Raw genomic sequence first — 15657 nt, forward strand, 5'->3', positions numbered from 1 at the left:
TCAGTGGCTCAGCTCTGGGTGAAGCCCGTGAAGTCGGCCTCGCCGCTGGTGCCCGCGCTGTGCGAGGTGGTGAACAGCCCCACGTCCTGGAGCGCGGCCACGCCCGGAAGGGTCGCCTGGCCGACCTTCGTCCAGGTGGTCCCGTCGGTCGAGGAGTAGCCGGTGTAGGTCGCGCCGGCGCGTACCAGCTTCAGCCAGCTCGGGTAGCTCGCCGAGCCCGAACCCTGGTTCGCCGGAGCGCTGTTGGAGTCCAGCTTGCCGTCGCCGTCGCTGTCCCACTGCAGCACGTATCCCCTGCCGGGGGCCTCCGCCAGCACGAGGTAACCGGTCGACGCGCCGGGCTTGGTGATGTCGTTGCGGACCATGATCCCGGCCTTGGCCCAGTCGCTGGTCGGGGCCTGGGCGGTGAGCTTCACGACCGTGCTGGATCCGTCGTGTTCGGCCCCCGACCGGTAGACCGTGCTGTACTCGTCGACGTCGTAGTAGAGGTCGGCGCCCGCGCCGTCGATGGCGAACGTCCCGTTCTGGGCGCCGAAGACGGCCGTGGTGTCGGTGAAGGTCCGGTACGGCGCCTGCACGGGTGCGGCCAGCAGGACCGGCGCGGGCGCGGTGACGCTCTGCGGGCCGCCCGGCCCGTGCGCGGTGGCGGTGCCGGTGAGGGTGGCCCGGGTGAGCGGCGTCGGCAGGTCGACCGGGGCGGTCACCTTGAACGAGGCCTCCGCCCGGCCGCCGGGCGGCACGTGCCCGAACCGGGTCTGCGACACGGGGGCCACCGTCCAGCCGGCCGGCACCTCCAGAGCGAGCACCACGTCGTTCGCGGACTGGGCGCCGTTGTTGGCGAAGGCCGTGGTGGCGGTGGCCGAACCGCCCGGAGCGAGGTCGGGCACCTTGGTCTCGAGCACGAGGTCGGGGTGCTGTCCGCCCGGGTGGTCGGTCGGGGTGACCTTGTACATCACCGCGCCGTGCCCGGGCACGGTGGCGCTGATCGCGCCGGCGCTCTCCCCGTCGGTGTGCGCCCACAGGTCGCGCAGGAGGTACCCCTTGGTCTTCGGCAGGCCGACCGCGGACGCGGTGGTCGAGATCACCGCGGCCTGGGCGTTCTCGTTGAACAGCGTCACCGCGACGCTGCCGTCGGCGAGCGGCTTGGCCAGGACGTCCAGGCCGCCGGTCATGCTCACCGGCCGCCCCTGCTTGCCGAGACGGTCCTGGTCGACGGCGATGACCTCGGTGTTGCCGTAGACCGCGAGGGTGTCGGCGCTCGCCTTGCGCAGGTCGGTGCCGGCGATCAGCGGGGCCGCCATCTCCGCCCAGAGCGAGAAGTGGGCGCGGTCCTCGGTGGCCGTCATGCCGTTGCCGACCTCCAGCATGTCCGGGTCGTTCCAGCCGCCCGGCCCGGCGGAGTCGGCGAGCTTGGCGTTCGCGTGGAAGATGTCCAGCATCCGGCCGAAGGACGGGTCGATGTCCCCGGTGGTGCGCCACAGTTGGCCGACCGTGCCGCCCCAGGTCCAGACGCTGTCCAGACCCCAGTTGCAGAGGCTGTAGACCATCGGGCGGCCGGTCTTCGCCAGCGCGTCGCCCATCGCGCGGTAGCGCTGCTGGGAGGGGACGCCCTGGCTGTAGCAGTTGTCGTACTTGAGGTAGTCGACGCCCCAGGAGGCGAAGGAGGTCGCGTCCTGCTGTTCGTGGCCGAGGCTGCCGGGGTAGCCCGCGCAGGTGAGGGTGCCGGCGCTCTCGTAGATGCCGAGCTTGAGGCCCTTGGCGTGCACGTAGGCGGCCACGCCGGTGATCCCGTGCGGGAACTTGACCGGGTCGGGGACGAGTCTGCCCTCGGCGTCGCGGGCCTTGGCCATCCAGCAGTCGTCGATGTTGACGTACTGGTAGCCGGCGGCCCGCAGACCGGCCGAGACCAGCTCGTCGGCGGTCTGCTCGACCAGCTGCTCGTCGACGTCGCAGCCGAACGCGTTCCAGTCGTTCCAGCCCATGGGCGGGGTGAGGGCCAGGCGGGTGCCGGTTGTGTCGGCGGCCGCGGCGGGGGTGCTGGTGAGCGGGACGGCGGCGAGGGGTGCTGCCGCCAGCGAGGCCGCGAGTAACGCGGCCCACGTCTTGCGCATCGTGTCTCCTGGGTCCGGAGGGGTGCGGACGGTGGTGCAGGAACCCTGCGCAGGGCGCTGGAAAGCGAACCAAATCAAACAGAGCTAGTCAATAGTCAACGCAAACAGACGGATATCAACGGCGAGCGTTCGTCGGTGCGAGGGATCGGCGGTGACCGGGCCCGCCGGCGGCGGCCGGGCATGCCGACGGAGCCCACGGCGTCGGCGGTCGGCTCGACGCGGTGGGCTCCGACGGTGTCGTGAGCAGCCCTCGGATCAGCGCCGGGCGGCCTCCCGGAGCCGGGCGGCGGCCTGTTCCGGGCTCACATCGGTGACGAAGGCGTCCAGGCCGGACTCCACGCCGGCCAGGTACTTGAGCTTGCCAGGCGCCCGACGGATGGTGAACAGCTCCAGGTGGAGCGCGAGTTCACCGCCGCCGCTGCCCGGCGCCTGGTGCCAGGCCGAGATGTACGGGGTCCGGTTCGGCGCCGCACCGGGCGCGGCCGGGAACAGTGCGTCGAAGCGGCGGAGCAGCTCCAGGTAGAGGCCGGGGAACTCGGCGCGTTCGGTCTCGTCGAGCGCGGTCAGGTCGGCGACCCGCCGGTGGGGGTAGAGGTGGACCTCGTACGGCCAGCGGGCGGCGAACGGGACGAAGGCCGTCCAGTGCTCGCCCTGGAGCACCAGCCGCTCGGGGCGGTTCCGTTCGGCGGCGAGGAGGTCCTCGAACAGGTTCCGCCCGGTGCGGGCCCGGTGCGCCTCGGCCCGGGTGATCATCCGGGCGGTGCGGGAGGGGACGAACGGGAAGGCGTAGATCTGCCCGTGGGGGTGGGCGAGCGTGACCCCGATCTCCTCGCCTCGGTTCTCGAAGCAGTACACCTGTCGGACGCCGGGCAGGGCGGACAGCTCCGCGGTGCGGTCCGTCCAGGCGTCCAGCACCAGGCGCGCCCGGAGCTCGTCCAGATCCGCGAAGGAGGCGTCGTGGTCGGAGGTGAAGCAGACCACCTCGCACCGGCCGTCGCCGGGCCGGAGGGTGTGCAGGGATCCGTCCCGGGCCGTGACGTGGTCGGCGGCGCCGGTGGCGAGCGAGGGGAAGCGGTTCTCGAACACCGCGACCTCGTAGTCGGCCGCCGGGATCTCGCTGAGCCGCCCGTCGCGGGAGGGGCACAGCGGGCACTCGCCGGCCGGCGGGTGGTAGGTGCGCTGCTGGCGGTGGGCGGCGACGGTCACCCACTCGCCGAGGACCGGGTCGAGCCGGGTCTCGGAAAGGCTCGCCGTGGGCTCCAGCGGGCGTTCGTCCACGGCGTCGCGAAGCGCGCCCGGCTCCCGGTCGAAGTAGACCAGTTCGCGGCCGTCGGCCAACTTGGTGGCGGTTCTGTGCACCGCTGTACTCCTTACGCGTTGGACGTCGCCCCGGCAGTTTTCGAGCTTCAACAGATTCAAACAGAGACGATCGCTTGTCAACAGGCATTGTCGCTGGTGGCGGTGCGTCCTGGCGTGTCCCGAACGGTCGAGCCGACCCGACTGAACACAGCCATCGTGGACCCTGGGGGCCAGTCATGTTTGGTTATGTCGGAATGAGCTCCCGCCTGCGGATGGCCACCGCCGACCGGGACCCACCCGCGCACCGGGCATGGAGCTGAACGCGATGATCGACGAGGCCGCCACCGACTTCGAGTCCGTCCACGGCGGACGGCCGAGCGGCACCTGGGCCGCCCCCGGCCGGGCGAACCTGATCGGCGAGCACACCGACTACAACGACGGCTTCGTGCTGCCCATCGCCCTCCCCCACACCACCCGCGTCACCGCCCGCAGCCGGAGCGACCGGCGGCTGCGGCTGTACAGCGCCCAGGGCGACGGCACGGTCACCGACCTCGCGCTCGACGGCCTGGCGCCCGGATGACCGGCGGCGGCTTCGGCGGGTCGGTCGTCGCCCTGGTGGACGCCGCGCGCATGGCGCGGGTCTCGGAGGCGGTGACGGCGGCCTTCCGTTCGGCGGGCTTCGCCGCACCGGTCACCTTCACCGCCGTCCCCTCGGCGGGGGCCCGGCGGGTCGGCTGACGGGGCCCGCTCAGCGGGCGTTCGGCGCCCACTCACACCCGTCTGCCGGGGGGGCTCGGACCGGACCCGCCCGGAGACCGGGCAGGGGCCGTCCCGCGCCCGGACAGGACCCCCGTCCCGGGCCCGGGCAGGGCGCACCCAGCCGTCCGTTCAGCCGTCCGTTCAGCCGTCCGTTCAGCCGTCCGTTCAGCCGGCCGTCGGGACGACGACGAGCTCGCCGACGGATTCGGCGAGCACCTCGCGCGCGGACGCCGGGAGGGCGTCGTCGGTGACGAAGCAGTCGACCTCCGCCAGGGTCGCGAAGCTGCTCAGCCCGACCACGCCCCACTTGGTGTGGTCCGCGACCACGACGGTGCGGCGTGCCGAGGCGATCAGGGCCCGGTTGGTCTGCGCCTCGGCCAGGTTGGGCGTGGTGAGGCCGGCCTGCTCGCTCACCCCGTGCACGCCGAGGATCAGCACGTCCACGTGCAGCGAACGGATCGTCTGGTCGGCGAGCGCCCCCACCAGGGCCGCCGAGCGGGTGGGCGATCCGCCGGTCAGCAGCAGCGACGGCACGGTGTCCCGCCCGTCGCTGCCGGCCGCCCACAGCAGGTCCGCGATCCGCAGCGAGTTGGTCACCACCGTCAGCTCCGGGACCTCCACCAGCCGGGAGGCGACCGCGTAGGTCGTAGTCCCGGCTGAGAGGGCCACCACGCTGCCGGGCTCCACCAGCTTCACCGCGGCGTCCGCGAGCGTGGCCTTGGTGCCCTCCTCCAGCCCGGACTTGGCGTCGAAGCCGGGTTCGAAGGTGCTGGCCGTGCCGGTCGCCACCGCGCCGCCGTGGACCTTCTCCACGGCTCCCTGACGGACCAGCGCGTCGAGGTCCCGGCGGATGGTCATGTCGGAGACGCCGAACTGCTCGACCAGTTCGGCGACCCGGATCGCGCCGGTCCGGCGGATCGCCTCCAGGATCAGCGCCTGGCGTTGGGCGGCGAGCAGCGTCTGGTCAGCCACGGATGACCTTTCGATCGAACGAGCACGTGCGGCTTGTGCGTTCTCGTCGGCGCCGGGAACGCGGCCGGGTCCTGCCGGGCCATTATCCCAGGGCGGCGACGGCCGCTGCGCCCGGTACCGGGCGGCGGAGACGGGCCGCCGGTGCCGCGGGGGTCGCGGCACCGGCGGCCCGGGGCGGAGGGCTTCGGGGAGCGTGGACGTCAGGCGGGCAGGCCGACCGCGCGTTCGCGGTTGCGGCGCTGTTGGATGACGACGGCGGTGACCAGGAGGGTGCCCTGGGCGACGTTCTGCCAGAAGGCGTTGATGCCTTGGACGGTGAGGCCGTTCTGCAGGGCGCCGAGCAGGCCAGGCCGGCCTGGGAGCCGACCGAGATGTCGAGCTACACCCGCAGCGGCTACACCGTCCACGCCCCCGGCGAAATGCTCGCTCTCGACCGACTCAGCGTGCCGTTCCGGATCGGCGCCGGCGACCAGGGGTGCATCTTCGCCCGCTGGAAGCCCCGTCGCTGACCCTGCTGATCCTCTGCCAGGACGAGATCACCTTCGGCCCGGGAACGTGGCTCGCCCGCCAGGTGACCGTCGTAGGCCTGCCGGTTCACGGACGCGGTGTCCGGCCCGGCGGGGTGAGCGCGGTGTCGGCCAGGATCCGGGCGACGGTGTCGTCGAGGGTGCTGTCCTCGCCGATGACGTGTTCGAGGCCGCCGGGCAGGAGGTCCAGCGGCCGGTACCAGCCGGCCATCTGCTCGACGCTCACCTCGGCGGACAGCGGCCGAGTGGCGTGACGCCGCACCGTCTCGTCGAATCCGATGTCGAGGTAGTAGAGGTAGCTGCGCCCTCGGTGGCCGGCCACCAGGTCGGTAAGCATCGGGCCGTACCGGCCGGCGTCGAGAATGCCCTCGACGACGGTGTGGAAGCCCGCGTCCAGAGCATGCCGGGCAACCAGGCCGATCAGGGCGATGTTCGCGCCGCCGGCGACGTCCCGTTCACGGAGGACCTCACGGCGCAGCTGGTCCTGTCCGACGATGGCCAGGCCGCGGCCGTAGGCGGAGCGGATCCGGGCGGCGGTGCTCGACTTCCCGGCGCCGCTCGGTCCGCGGACCACCACCAGCACCGTGCCGGTGCTGCCGGTCGCGGTACCGGCCGTCCCGGCGGAGGGGTGCTCCAGGCTGTGGTCCACACCGGCGTCCGTACCCACGGCCGAGGCTGGGGACTCGGCCGGGACGGTCGTTCATCGGTTGAAGCGGCCGCAGGTGGTCGTGTGGCCGGCCGGGGCGCGAGCGGACAGCACGGGGTTCCCCGGCCCCCTTCGCCGGGGCTCGCCCGGGCCCTACCATCGACTCATGACCGTAGAGCTGACGACCCGGTTGGACGATGAGCTGGTCCGCGATCTGCGGGAGCGGGCCGCCAGCGCGGGCATCGACGTCGACACGCTGATCGGACGGGTCCTCACCGCGGACCACCTGGCCGCCAGCGGCACCCGCGAGGAGCGGATCGCCCGCGCCACCGCGCTGGCCGCGGCCGCCGTCCACGGCTGGAACCGCGCCGGCCGCCCCGAGGACGACGGCGTCGACTTCGACGACCTGTTCACCCGGTGACCGCCCGCCCCTACCGGGCCCGGCTGTCCGCCGAGGCCGCCGCCCTGGTGCGCACCGTCCTGACCGACGACCAGGTCAAGCAGCTCCAGGACGGTCTGGAGCGGGCGATGGCGGATCCGTGGTCCTGGCCGGCCAGCGACGGCGACGACCTCGACGACCTCGACGACAGCATCCGGCAGATCGTCCTGCCCGACCTGATCGCCCATTACGTGATCCTGCCGGACCCGCCCGTTCCGCACCTGTGGGTGATCACTCTCACCGTGCTGTAGCCCAGCGCAGGGCCGGCCGTCAGTGCTGCGGCTCGGCCTGCCTTCCGGCCTGCCGGATCAGGGCGAACTCCTTGGGCCAGCGGGTCTCCCACGCGTTGATCACCGCCTCGTCGGTGTGCCGGAACAGGAGCTCCACCTCCCCGGGCCGGCCGTCGGCCGCCACCAGCCGCAAACGGCACCTGGACGCGCCGCTCTCCCGGCACTCGTGCCCCCTCACCCGCATCGCCAGGCCGACTGCTGGATCCGCGAGCAGGGCCGCCAGCCGGCCGTGGTCGGGCACGTGGCCGGGGATGAACTCCAGGTCGAACTTCCAGCAGTCCGCGATCGTGCCCGCCGTGGGCCAGCCGGTGACCAGCGCCGGGACACCCGCCGCGGTGAACACCCCCACCCGGCGCAGCAGGCCGCTGCCGAGCCAGTGCGGTCGGGGGCCGGCGGTGGCGGGGTCGAACCAGGTCAAATTCCGCATCTCCTCGGTGGTCGCCGGTCCGGTGTTCCAGAGCGGGAAGTGGCCTGCGCTGCGGAGCTCGTCCTCGAAGTCGGCGGTCAGGGTGCGCCACTGCTGGGCGGGGATGCCGCGCAGGACCACGCTGGCGGTGGTGCCGGCCAGGCTCAGGACGGGAGCGCCGGTCCGGTCGCGGTCGGTGCGCAGGCCCGGGATGCCGGTGACTTCTCCGTCGGGGCCGGCCGACGGCAACACGGTGCTGACGAACCAGCGTCGGTAGGCCGGGGTGGCGGCCGGCTCGATGTGCAGGCCGTCGGGGGTCGGGCTGACCCGCTCAAAGCCGAACGGGGCGACCACCGGCTCGGCAGGCCAGGCGCAGCGGAGCATGATCCACCATTCCAGGGCCTCCTGGGCCGGGTCGGCCGGGTGCGGGACCGTCGGCGAGCCGGGTCCCAGAGCAGTGAGGCGGTGTACTGCCAGCTGGTGCTGCTCGCGGGTGACTTGGGCTCGGATGCCCGCAAGGCGGGTGAGCTTGGCCGGGGCCATGGCATGTCCCTTCGATACCGCCGGTCCGGCTCGTTGGGATCATCGACCAGCTGGCGGTCGGATGGGGTGGGCGGTGCCGGCGGCTCTGGGGATCCTTCCGCCGGGGGATGCGGGAGACCGGTTCCCGCTCGGCGCGGCCGCCATAGGGCCAAGGAGATCATCGTGCATCGGCTCGTGCGATGCAACGACGCCAGCGCGTCGTGAAGCTGGAGCGCCAGGCCACCCAGTCCCGGGAGAACGGGCACTGCATCGCCCGTCACGCCTACCGCCACCAGGGCGACGCTGCCGTTCGGCAGCTGCTCCCCGACGGTGTCGAGATCGGCGGGCGGGCACCAGAGCCCACCCCCGCGACCTCCACTCACCACTGCTCCACAAGCCCCGCCGGCCGATGGCCCCAGGCCCCATCCCCGGCCGCTCTGCGTCACCGAACGTGCCCGCCCCGGAGGCGGACGAGCCCAGCAGTATCCCCTGGAACTGCGGGTCACCGCCGTCGGCTGCACTCCAGGGCTGAGCTGGCGGTCCATCAGAAGACGAAATGCCTGACACGATCTCCGCGCACAGGCGATCCTGGTTCCGGCACCAACAACCGTGCAAGATCGCGCAAGTGAAGTGACAGGAGGGGTGGCGATGACGATACGGTTCTTTGGTATCGACCCGGAAACCGGCCAGGGGAACAGCCCGACCGTCTGGGTCGATGAGGGGAACGGGGACTTGCTGGTTCAGACCTATGCGGCCGACGAAGCGTCGATCAACGGCGTCCTCGCAGCCGGCCACGGTCCGGACCACGAGAACACGATCCCGGCGCACGAGGGAGTGTTTCGGATTCCGGCCCGCATGGTGCCGATTCTCAGGAAGGCGTGTGATGAGGCAGAGCGTTCCCAGCTTCTTCGAGATGCTGGACTCGGCGAAGAGCACGGCGGTACACCTGGAACTGCGTGACCAGTACAGCGTCGCCGAGGAAGCCTCCGAACTCGCCAAGTGGCACCGCGGCGAAGCCGTCGACGTTGACCCCGACTCGGAGTACTGGAGCGGGTGGAGTGACCTCGTCCGCCGCACGGTCGCCCGAGGTGTCCAGGTCCGCCGGGCCCGCGTTGTCTCCGTACCGGTCACGGACTACATCCGATACGAGCACCACATCACGAGCGTGAACCTCGCCATCGGCGAGCAGGTCCGTTGGCTGCCCCGCAGCGAGGCGTCTGGCATTGCCCTGCCGGGCAACGACTTCTGGCTCGTGGACGGCCGCGCGGTTCGCTTCAACCTCTTCGACGGTTCCGGGGCGGCGCTGGACCCCCAGTACTCCGAGGACCCGGCGGTCGTCGAACTGTGCATCAGCGCCTTCGAAGCGGTCTGGGAGCGCGGAGTGGAGCACGAGAAGTTCGTCGTCTGATCTCGTACGCAGGACCGCCAGATCATGCCCCTGTCTCCCTCGTCCAGTGCGCAAAGCGCCCGAGAGACGATCGCCAAGAGGTTGAAAGCCCTTCAGCAAGATGCTGGCCTGACGGGACATGATCTGGCCCTGCGGACGGGCTTCAGCGAGTCCAAGGTCTCGCGAATCGCCGGCGCAAAGACCCCGCCTTCGGCCGATGACATCCAGCGGTGGTGCGCTGCCTGCGGCGCTGAGGGCGAGGCTCCTGACCTGGTAGCCGCCAGCCGCGCTGCCGACGAGATGTACGTCCAGTGGAAGCGGCTGCACCGAACAGGGATGAAGCACGCCCAGGACGCAATCCTGCCCCAGTTCGAGAACAGCCGGCACATCCGCATGTACTGTTCCAACGTCATGCCCGGGATCGTTCAGCGCCGTGAGTATGCCCGCGCGCTGATGGGGACCATCACAGCGTTCCAGAACACGCCGAACGACGTTGAGGCTGCCGTCGAGAGTCGACTCCAACGAGATCGCTATCTCCGCCAGGGGAACTGCACCTTCGCATTCGTCCTGGAGGAGACGGTCCTGTACTACCCTCTGGGCGACGACGAGGCCATGGCCGATCAACTACACCACCTGATGGACATCATGGCTCTGCCGCGCGTCAGCCTCGGAGTGATCCCCTTCCGAGCCCCGCGAGCCATGTGGCCCCTCGAAGCCTTCTACATGTTCGATGATCGGCAGGTTGACGCCGAGCTGCTGACTGCGATCGTCAAGATCACGGCTCCAGGTGAGGTCGCCGCGTACTCGAAGGCGTTCAGAATCCTCTCGGGCATGGCGGTGCACGGCCATGAGGCACGGACCCTGATTGAGCAGGCCATCCACGCCCTCGGGTGAATCCGTGCAAGACGGTGCAAGACGGTGGCACCGTCTGTAGCCGACTCCTTACGGTCTATCACGCACCCCCCGCCGCCATGGCGAAGGAGGACAGACCGATGGCGAGACATACCCCCAAGCGTGAGTACCACGAGGTCGTGACCGGCCCGAGCAAGTACGAGTTGAGCCGGGCTGCCGCCGGCTGGAACCCACTGGACGACTACCTGGCAGCCATCGCCGCCGGGCAGGCTCCCTCAATGGGCACCGTGCTCCAAAACGCCGCTGTTCGCTCCACCTGCCCCTGCCGGGACTGCGTGGCCCGCAGATGGGCCGCGTGAGCCCGTGCAGGGGACCACCCGCCAGCGGATGGAGCCGCCCCCTCTCTGCCCGGCTTGCTATGTCGAGACGGCGTACGACTCCCAGTCGCCCGCCGACGACACCTGGGGCTGCGGCATCTGCGGACGCTTCGGCTTCCTCCTGCCGGCCGAGTACGTCAAGGCCCACCCCGGGGAGGACGCGGTGCTCGCCGCGGGTATCGACCGCCACTACCCCACCAGCCGCGCGACCTGAGCGGCAACCAGCGCAACCACATCGCACGCCCCGACTCGATGGAGAGGCGCAACTGTGAACAGTGTGATCCAGGGCGACCCGGTCCGGCACCGCACGGACGGCTGGACGGGCACCGTTGCCGAGACCCCGAGCAGGCTCGCCAGCCACGCCTGGGTGAACCGGGACAGCTCCAGCGACCCCTACCCGGAGATGGTCTTGCTGACCGAATTGGAGGCCGCGGATTGAACACCCCGCCGCGGCCCGTACACCTCGCAGGTGAAGGGGCGGTCATGGACCGGCCCGATGGCTACCGCCAGGGGACCTGCTGGGTCTGCCATCGGGACACGCTGATTTGCGCGGGCAGCGCGCTCCAAGCCCCCGGCGAGGACCGGGGCACCTGCCACCCGATCTGTGACGACTGCATTGCCCGCGCCCGCAGGCCCCACCGCCGCGCCGCGCTGCGGGCCGCGCTCGACCAGCGAACGGCGTAGGGACGCCGTGGACGACCAGGACGAGTACCACGAGGCGGCCGAGCGGACCGCACGCGGGCTCCCGACCCCTGTGCCGGTCGCCGTCGCCTACACGCTGTCGCTGTTCGCGCTGATAGCGCTGGCAACCGTCCTGATTGCCTCCGGCCGCTTTTAGCCGGCACCGCGCCTTCGGGCGCCCACAAACCCCCGGCCCGTCGGAAAGGGTCTTCTGCCGGGCCGGGCCGCACCACCCCGCACATCTGTCCGCCCGCCACTGAGCGAGCGGAAGCCAACCCGATTGGAGAGGCAATGAGCACTGTCGCGACCAAGCTCGGTGACCCGGAGGTCACCAACCTGACCCGCCGCCTGGACCACTCGGTCCCGGACGGCGACTTCGCCCCGCAGACGGGCGTCGACACGCTGACCCGCCGCCTGGAGCACCTGATCCCGGACGACGACTTCGCGCCGGTGGGCACCGAGGTCTGACGCAATCCTCAACTGATGCCGGTTAGTTGACGGCGAAGGCGGGTCGGTGAGGGCTATCTCCCTCACCGATCCGCCGCTCCCAGCCGCGCACACACCCGATCAAGGAGAGTCTGCATTGAAGCCCGCCATCGCCACTTACGTCCCCGCCGGCTCCTTCTTCGACCTCGACCGCAAGGACCCGGACCTGATCCGGCTCCGCGAGCAGGGCGCGGAGCCGGCGCTCCCGTTCGCGCTGATGGAGCGCCTGGTGAAGTCCGGCATCCCCTACGCGGAGCACGCCCGCACCCTGCGCAGTGAACCCGTGACCGTGGCCGGGGCGACCTTCGACTGGTTCGACGCCGAGCTGCCCGCCGAGATCGCCCATGAGATCAACCTGACGGACTACGACATCGCCCAGCACACCGACGAGCGCCGAACAATGCTCAGCCAGGCCCTGGACCGCCTGTCGCTCGTCCACCCCGAGGGCTTCGACCGTGTCCGCGAATTCGTCCGGGGCCTGCTGTGGGTGGGCCTCAAGCCCGGCGTCCGCGTCTCCGTGCTGACCAGCTCCAGCGACCCCGCGCTCCCGTACGTCATCGTGTTCTCCGACAAGGCGGCGCGCCACATCCCGCCGAACACCGTCGGCGAGCAGCCCTCCCCCCTCTACCTGGCGGAGAACCTGCTGCACGAGGGCACTCACCAGTCGATCAGCTTCCACGTCCTCCAGCACCAGGTCTTCGCAGACGGGTACTCCTCCCGGACCTCCCCCAAGATCAAGATCAGGTGGCGAGTCGGCCAGGGCGAGGACCGCAACCAGTACTGGGAGATCGACCGGGCCTTCCACGCCGCCTGCGTCTACAACCAGCTCCTCCGATTCCGCCAGACCGAACTGCGCCGCGACGACCTCACGCCCGCCGAGCGCGCGAGCTTCCAGAGCGCCTACGACGAGGGACTGCAGGCCGTGCGCTACCTCATGCGCGAACTCGAACTCCTCACCGGGCACTTCACCCCGCACGGGCGGGAGCTGCTGGCCGACCTGCGCCATCACACTGACCACCTGTAGTCCCACGCTGAGCACACCAGAACGACCGGAGGTCACGTGCTGGATCACCTCATCACCCAAGACGACAACCTGCGGATGGTCCCCACCGACCGGAACGAGTTGACCGCCGCAGTCGGCCGGCTCCACGAGGAACTGCGGACCCCACCCCAGGGGAGCGACCCTGCCCGTGCCCGCATCCTGACCCGATGGATCGGCATCGGCCAGATGTGCCTGGGCAACTACGACGAGGCCCGCACACACCTCCATCAGGCGCTCAACCTAGCCGTAGCGACCGGCAACACCCGCGCCGCCCTCGCCACCGGGATCAACCTCGCCGACGCCCACCGCCACGCCGGTGACCCGCAGGCCGCGGACGCGCTCTACCGCAGTGCGCTGAGCACCGCACGGAGCCGGCACCCCGAACTCCTCGACTTCGCGCTCCAGCACACCGGCAAGTACCTCATGGAACGCGGCGATCTCGCCGCCGCGCAGTCCCACCTGCTGGAAGCGCTGCGACTGCGGATCGCCAAGGGGGACACCGGACTGGTCGATTCCACGCAGGTCGCACTCGACCGGATCGAGCTGCTGATCGGTCAGGCCGTCGCACCGGTGGCAGACAGCGCTGCACCGACCGGGTGGAGCCGCCAGTGGACCTCATGGCTCCGGTCCCGCACCACGGCCCGAACGACGGCACGCTGGGCGGAGGGGTTCCCCAGCATCCGGGACGCCATGGGCGGGCTCGCCCCGCTCCGGCGCGTGCAGCCGCGCCACCTGCGTCACACCCGCGACCAGTCGTTCCCCACCGAGTTGATCTCCGCGATGGCGGAAGAGGCCGGGAAGGCCATAGCTGCCGAGGGCTACCTCCACAACGGCAAGTGGAACGCCGCAGTCGGCGACGCCGCGAGCCACTTCGCCGAACAGGTCGATCTCTCAGCAGTCGTGGCAGGGTCCGCCGGGCTGGACGTCGAGCAGCCGCACGCCGCCGTCTACATCGCGTACGTAGACGAAGGGCAGTACCTCGATTTCCACCTGGACGACTTCGGCTTCGGTGAGGCCAACCTGATCCTGTGCCTCGGGCACGACCGTTCCAGCAGGGCGGCCCGCAGCAGTACCACCGTCTTCATCGACGCCAGCGGCTACCTCGAATGTGACCTCGCCCCGGGCGACGGCGTCGTGTTCGACGGCGCGCTCACACCGCACGGACGGACGCCCCTCGCAGAAGGAGAGTGCGTCACGCTCGTCTCCTTCGGCTTCCGCGCGCGCGATCACGCTCTGCGCACGGTCGCGAACCTTCCCCCGGTCCCGGCATAGAGCCGATCCCTGTCGACTGCCCTTGATCCGCATCCCGGACAACCGGAGCACCACCTGGAACGAGCCCTACTCATCGTCGTCCTGATCGCCTACCTGGTGAGTGGTGTCCGTATCTACCGCGAGGAAGTGGCCGAGCCGGTCGACCTGACCAAGGAGATGAGCGGCACCGGCGTTCCGGGCAAGCTCCGGTACGTCCGAGTCGGCGAGCACCGCAGCGTCGAGATCTGGCAGCGGGGACTTTCCTTCGACATCCGCGTGATCAGGGAACTCTGATCACCCCGAACCCTCGCCGGCTTCAACCCCCAGCGGAGGGCACGCCCACGTCCTGCGGCTGCCCCCGCTGCCGCAGGACGTGGGCTTTCTTGCTCGCGGAGACATCGTGGCTACTACCGAGGCTGACCGGGATCCTGGCCGGAGGCGTGCACCAAGAGCACGGCCGGCTCGTCGCACTCCGGGCGCTCTGCCTGGGCCTGACGCAGCTCGTAGAGGACGATGAGAGCAGACTGAGCTACCTCCTGGCTCTCAGCACCTCCAACGCAGTCTTCTGGGTGCCGCATGGCGAGGACACGGCCAGGACCCGTGCTTACGGAAAGAACTTATCGCCACCAGCAACTTGGGGCCGGTCTTCGTTGACCTGGTCCCCTCCGAAAAGGTCTGGAAGCAAGGGCGCGTCGGCTCCGCCACAGTGATTGAGCGGACTAGCGACAGGGACCTGCCCCAGAAGGTTGCTGACGGTACCCGCAGCACGCTTGAGCGAACTGGCCGCCTTGGCTGAGCCGAGGTTGAGGCACGAGTTGTCGTGTGAGGGCGAGGCGATGACGACGATGCCACCAGCCGACGCGGGCGCCGCCGCGAAGAGCGCAGCCGCGAAGGTACCTACTCCGAGCGTTAGAGCGGTGAGAGCTGAACGTAGGGTCATGCCCGGGGAACGAGCACCTGAGCCGTCGGTTACTGCACCCTCCGGGCACTATGGCTGTGACACAAGACCTGCCGGCTCCGGGGCGCAACAGTGTCGTGAGCGCTGGCACCATCCCATATCAGCGGGGACCGGCTGAGATCACACCGTGGCCTCTTGCACCTCAGCTCATTTCCGCAGGTCGGGAAGAAGGTGCAAGGCCGGTGCGTTCTCCCAGTTCAAGCGACTCCGCACCCGCTACGAGCGACGCGCCGCCCTCCATCAGGGCCTGCTCGAACTCGCCTGCAGCATCATCTGCCTATGGCGGCTCCAAACGGCATTCTGAAACGATCAGTTAGACAGCCCGAAGCAGGGCGGCAGATGCCGCCACGCGCACCCGGTCGTCAGCACATAGACGATCGCGGCGAACACCGCCTCGTCGTCCAGGTTCGCCGTTCCGCCGCCCTGCGGCCGCACCCGAGCCGCCGGCAGCAACGGCTCCACCACCTCCCACAAGCCGTCAGGAACGATCCAGCCCACCCACCGCTCCCCATGCCCGACCCAACGACCCGACCACCACATAGGACACGCTGTAACAGGTCCTAACAGAAGCCGTGTTGTTGTGTGACCGTCGGCTGGTCTGCTCGTTGGATCGTCCGTGGGGAAGAGGGAATCTCGTCCGTGGATCGTGTCG

Annotated in this window: 21 protein-coding genes and 2 pseudogenes; 17 read left to right on the plus strand and 6 right to left on the minus strand. The window is 70.4% G+C overall.

What is annotated here, in order from left to right; genetic code table 11:
* Nucleotides 1-8: 8 nt before the first annotated feature.
* A complete protein-coding gene (locus IF30_RS50900; RefSeq protein ID WP_078891995.1) occupies nt 9-2111 on the minus strand; it encodes an NEW3 domain-containing protein in 2103 nt (700 codons plus the stop codon).
* 255 nt (nt 2112-2366) lie between these two features.
* Nucleotides 2367-3470, minus strand: a complete 1104-nt coding sequence (gene galT / locus IF30_RS0136940) for a galactose-1-phosphate uridylyltransferase (protein ID WP_030246822.1) — start codon at nt 3468-3470, stop codon at nt 2367-2369.
* A gap of 250 nt (nt 3471-3720) precedes the next feature.
* Between galT and IF30_RS0136945 the strand changes: the two genes are divergently transcribed.
* Nucleotides 3721-3990, plus strand: a complete 270-nt coding sequence (locus tag IF30_RS0136945; protein ID WP_030246824.1) for a galactokinase family protein — start codon at nt 3721-3723, stop codon at nt 3988-3990.
* A complete protein-coding gene (locus IF30_RS47220; protein WP_107054616.1) occupies nt 3987-4148 on the plus strand; it encodes a hypothetical protein in 162 nt (53 codons plus the stop codon). The genes IF30_RS0136945 and IF30_RS47220 overlap by 4 nt, the downstream gene beginning before the upstream one ends.
* Nucleotides 4149-4334: 186 nt before the next feature.
* On the opposite strand, the gene IF30_RS0136955 is transcribed toward IF30_RS47220, so the two are convergent.
* A complete protein-coding gene (locus IF30_RS0136955; RefSeq protein WP_030246825.1) occupies nt 4335-5141 on the minus strand; it encodes a DeoR/GlpR family DNA-binding transcription regulator in 807 nt (268 codons plus the stop codon).
* A gap of 308 nt (nt 5142-5449) precedes the next feature.
* On the opposite strand from IF30_RS0136955, the gene IF30_RS48310 reads away from it, so the two are divergent.
* Nucleotides 5450-5650 (plus strand): hypothetical protein, encoded by a 201-nt coding sequence (locus tag IF30_RS48310; protein ID WP_158835798.1) that lies wholly within the window; start codon nt 5450-5452, stop codon nt 5648-5650.
* A gap of 85 nt (nt 5651-5735) precedes the next feature.
* On the opposite strand, the gene IF30_RS0136965 is transcribed toward IF30_RS48310, so the two are convergent.
* On the minus strand, nt 5736-6317 hold the full coding sequence (locus tag IF30_RS0136965; RefSeq protein ID WP_234322981.1) for a kinase: 582 nt from the start codon (nt 6315-6317) through the stop codon (nt 5736-5738).
* A 163-nt stretch (nt 6318-6480) separates the two neighbouring features.
* On the opposite strand from IF30_RS0136965, the gene IF30_RS0136970 reads away from it, so the two are divergent.
* Both IF30_RS0136970 and IF30_RS0136975 read left to right on the plus strand, forming a co-directional pair.
* A complete protein-coding gene (locus tag IF30_RS0136970; protein WP_030246835.1) occupies nt 6481-6735 on the plus strand; it encodes a hypothetical protein in 255 nt (84 codons plus the stop codon).
* Nucleotides 6732-7004 carry a hypothetical protein gene (locus tag IF30_RS0136975; RefSeq protein ID WP_030246842.1) on the plus strand — a complete coding sequence of 91 codons (273 nt, stop codon included), beginning with the start codon at nt 6732-6734 and terminating at the stop codon, nt 7002-7004. The genes IF30_RS0136970 and IF30_RS0136975 overlap by 4 nt, the downstream gene beginning before the upstream one ends.
* A 19-nt stretch (nt 7005-7023) precedes the next feature.
* Here IF30_RS0136975 and IF30_RS0136980 read toward each other — a convergent pair whose 3' ends face one another.
* Nucleotides 7024-7992 carry a hypothetical protein gene (locus tag IF30_RS0136980; protein ID WP_030246844.1) on the minus strand — a complete coding sequence of 323 codons (969 nt, stop codon included), beginning with the start codon at nt 7990-7992 and terminating at the stop codon, nt 7024-7026.
* A 627-nt stretch (nt 7993-8619) separates the two neighbouring features.
* Between IF30_RS0136980 and IF30_RS46025 the strand changes: the two genes are divergently transcribed.
* The 12 genes and pseudogenes from IF30_RS46025 to IF30_RS48885 form a co-directional block, all read left to right on the plus strand.
* A complete protein-coding gene (locus tag IF30_RS46025; RefSeq protein WP_078891997.1) occupies nt 8620-8931 on the plus strand; it encodes a hypothetical protein in 312 nt (103 codons plus the stop codon).
* On the plus strand, nt 8855-9379 hold the full coding sequence (locus tag IF30_RS0136985; RefSeq protein ID WP_030246846.1) for a DUF6879 family protein: 525 nt from the start codon (nt 8855-8857) through the stop codon (nt 9377-9379). The genes IF30_RS46025 and IF30_RS0136985 overlap by 77 nt, the downstream gene beginning before the upstream one ends.
* A 24-nt stretch (nt 9380-9403) precedes the next feature.
* A complete protein-coding gene (locus tag IF30_RS0136990; protein WP_030246848.1) occupies nt 9404-10252 on the plus strand; it encodes a helix-turn-helix domain-containing protein in 849 nt (282 codons plus the stop codon).
* 98 nt (nt 10253-10350) lie between these two features.
* On the plus strand, nt 10351-10569 hold the full coding sequence (locus IF30_RS0136995) for a hypothetical protein (protein WP_030246851.1): 219 nt from the start codon (nt 10351-10353) through the stop codon (nt 10567-10569).
* Nucleotides 10570-10597: 28 nt separating this feature from the next.
* A complete protein-coding gene (locus IF30_RS0137000; protein ID WP_158835801.1) occupies nt 10598-10801 on the plus strand; it encodes a hypothetical protein in 204 nt (67 codons plus the stop codon).
* A gap of 54 nt (nt 10802-10855) precedes the next feature.
* Complete coding sequence (locus tag IF30_RS48315) at nt 10856-11026, plus strand: hypothetical protein (protein WP_158835804.1); 171 nt, start codon at nt 10856-10858, stop codon at nt 11024-11026.
* A 252-nt stretch (nt 11027-11278) separates the two neighbouring features.
* Nucleotides 11279-11425, plus strand: coding sequence for a hypothetical protein (locus IF30_RS48320; protein ID WP_158835807.1), 147 nt, complete (start codon nt 11279-11281; stop codon nt 11423-11425).
* 134 nt (nt 11426-11559) lie between these two features.
* Nucleotides 11560-11736, plus strand: coding sequence for a hypothetical protein (locus IF30_RS48325; protein ID WP_158835810.1), 177 nt, complete (start codon nt 11560-11562; stop codon nt 11734-11736).
* 115 nt (nt 11737-11851) lie between these two features.
* A complete protein-coding gene (locus tag IF30_RS0137025; protein ID WP_030246862.1) occupies nt 11852-12778 on the plus strand; it encodes a hypothetical protein in 927 nt (308 codons plus the stop codon).
* 36 nt (nt 12779-12814) lie between these two features.
* Nucleotides 12815-14068 (plus strand): tetratricopeptide repeat protein, encoded by a 1254-nt coding sequence (locus IF30_RS44300; RefSeq protein WP_030246864.1) that lies wholly within the window; start codon nt 12815-12817, stop codon nt 14066-14068.
* 96 nt (nt 14069-14164) lie between these two features.
* Nucleotides 14165-14341 carry a hypothetical protein gene (locus tag IF30_RS48330; protein WP_158835813.1) on the plus strand — a complete coding sequence of 59 codons (177 nt, stop codon included), beginning with the start codon at nt 14165-14167 and terminating at the stop codon, nt 14339-14341.
* 860 nt (nt 14342-15201) lie between these two features.
* A pseudogene (locus IF30_RS48885) lies at nt 15202-15309 on the plus strand (IS5/IS1182 family transposase); the annotation flags it as partial.
* Between the two features lie 11 nt (nt 15310-15320).
* On the opposite strand, the pseudogene IF30_RS0137040 reads toward IF30_RS48885, so the two are convergent.
* A pseudogene (locus IF30_RS0137040) lies at nt 15321-15545 on the minus strand (transposase); the annotation flags it as partial.
* Between the last annotated feature and the right edge of the window lie 112 nt (nt 15546-15657).

The organism is Streptomyces sp. NRRL S-350, assembly GCF_000719705.1.
In the GTDB taxonomy this organism is placed as follows: Bacteria; Actinomycetota; Actinomycetes; order Streptomycetales; family Streptomycetaceae; genus Kitasatospora.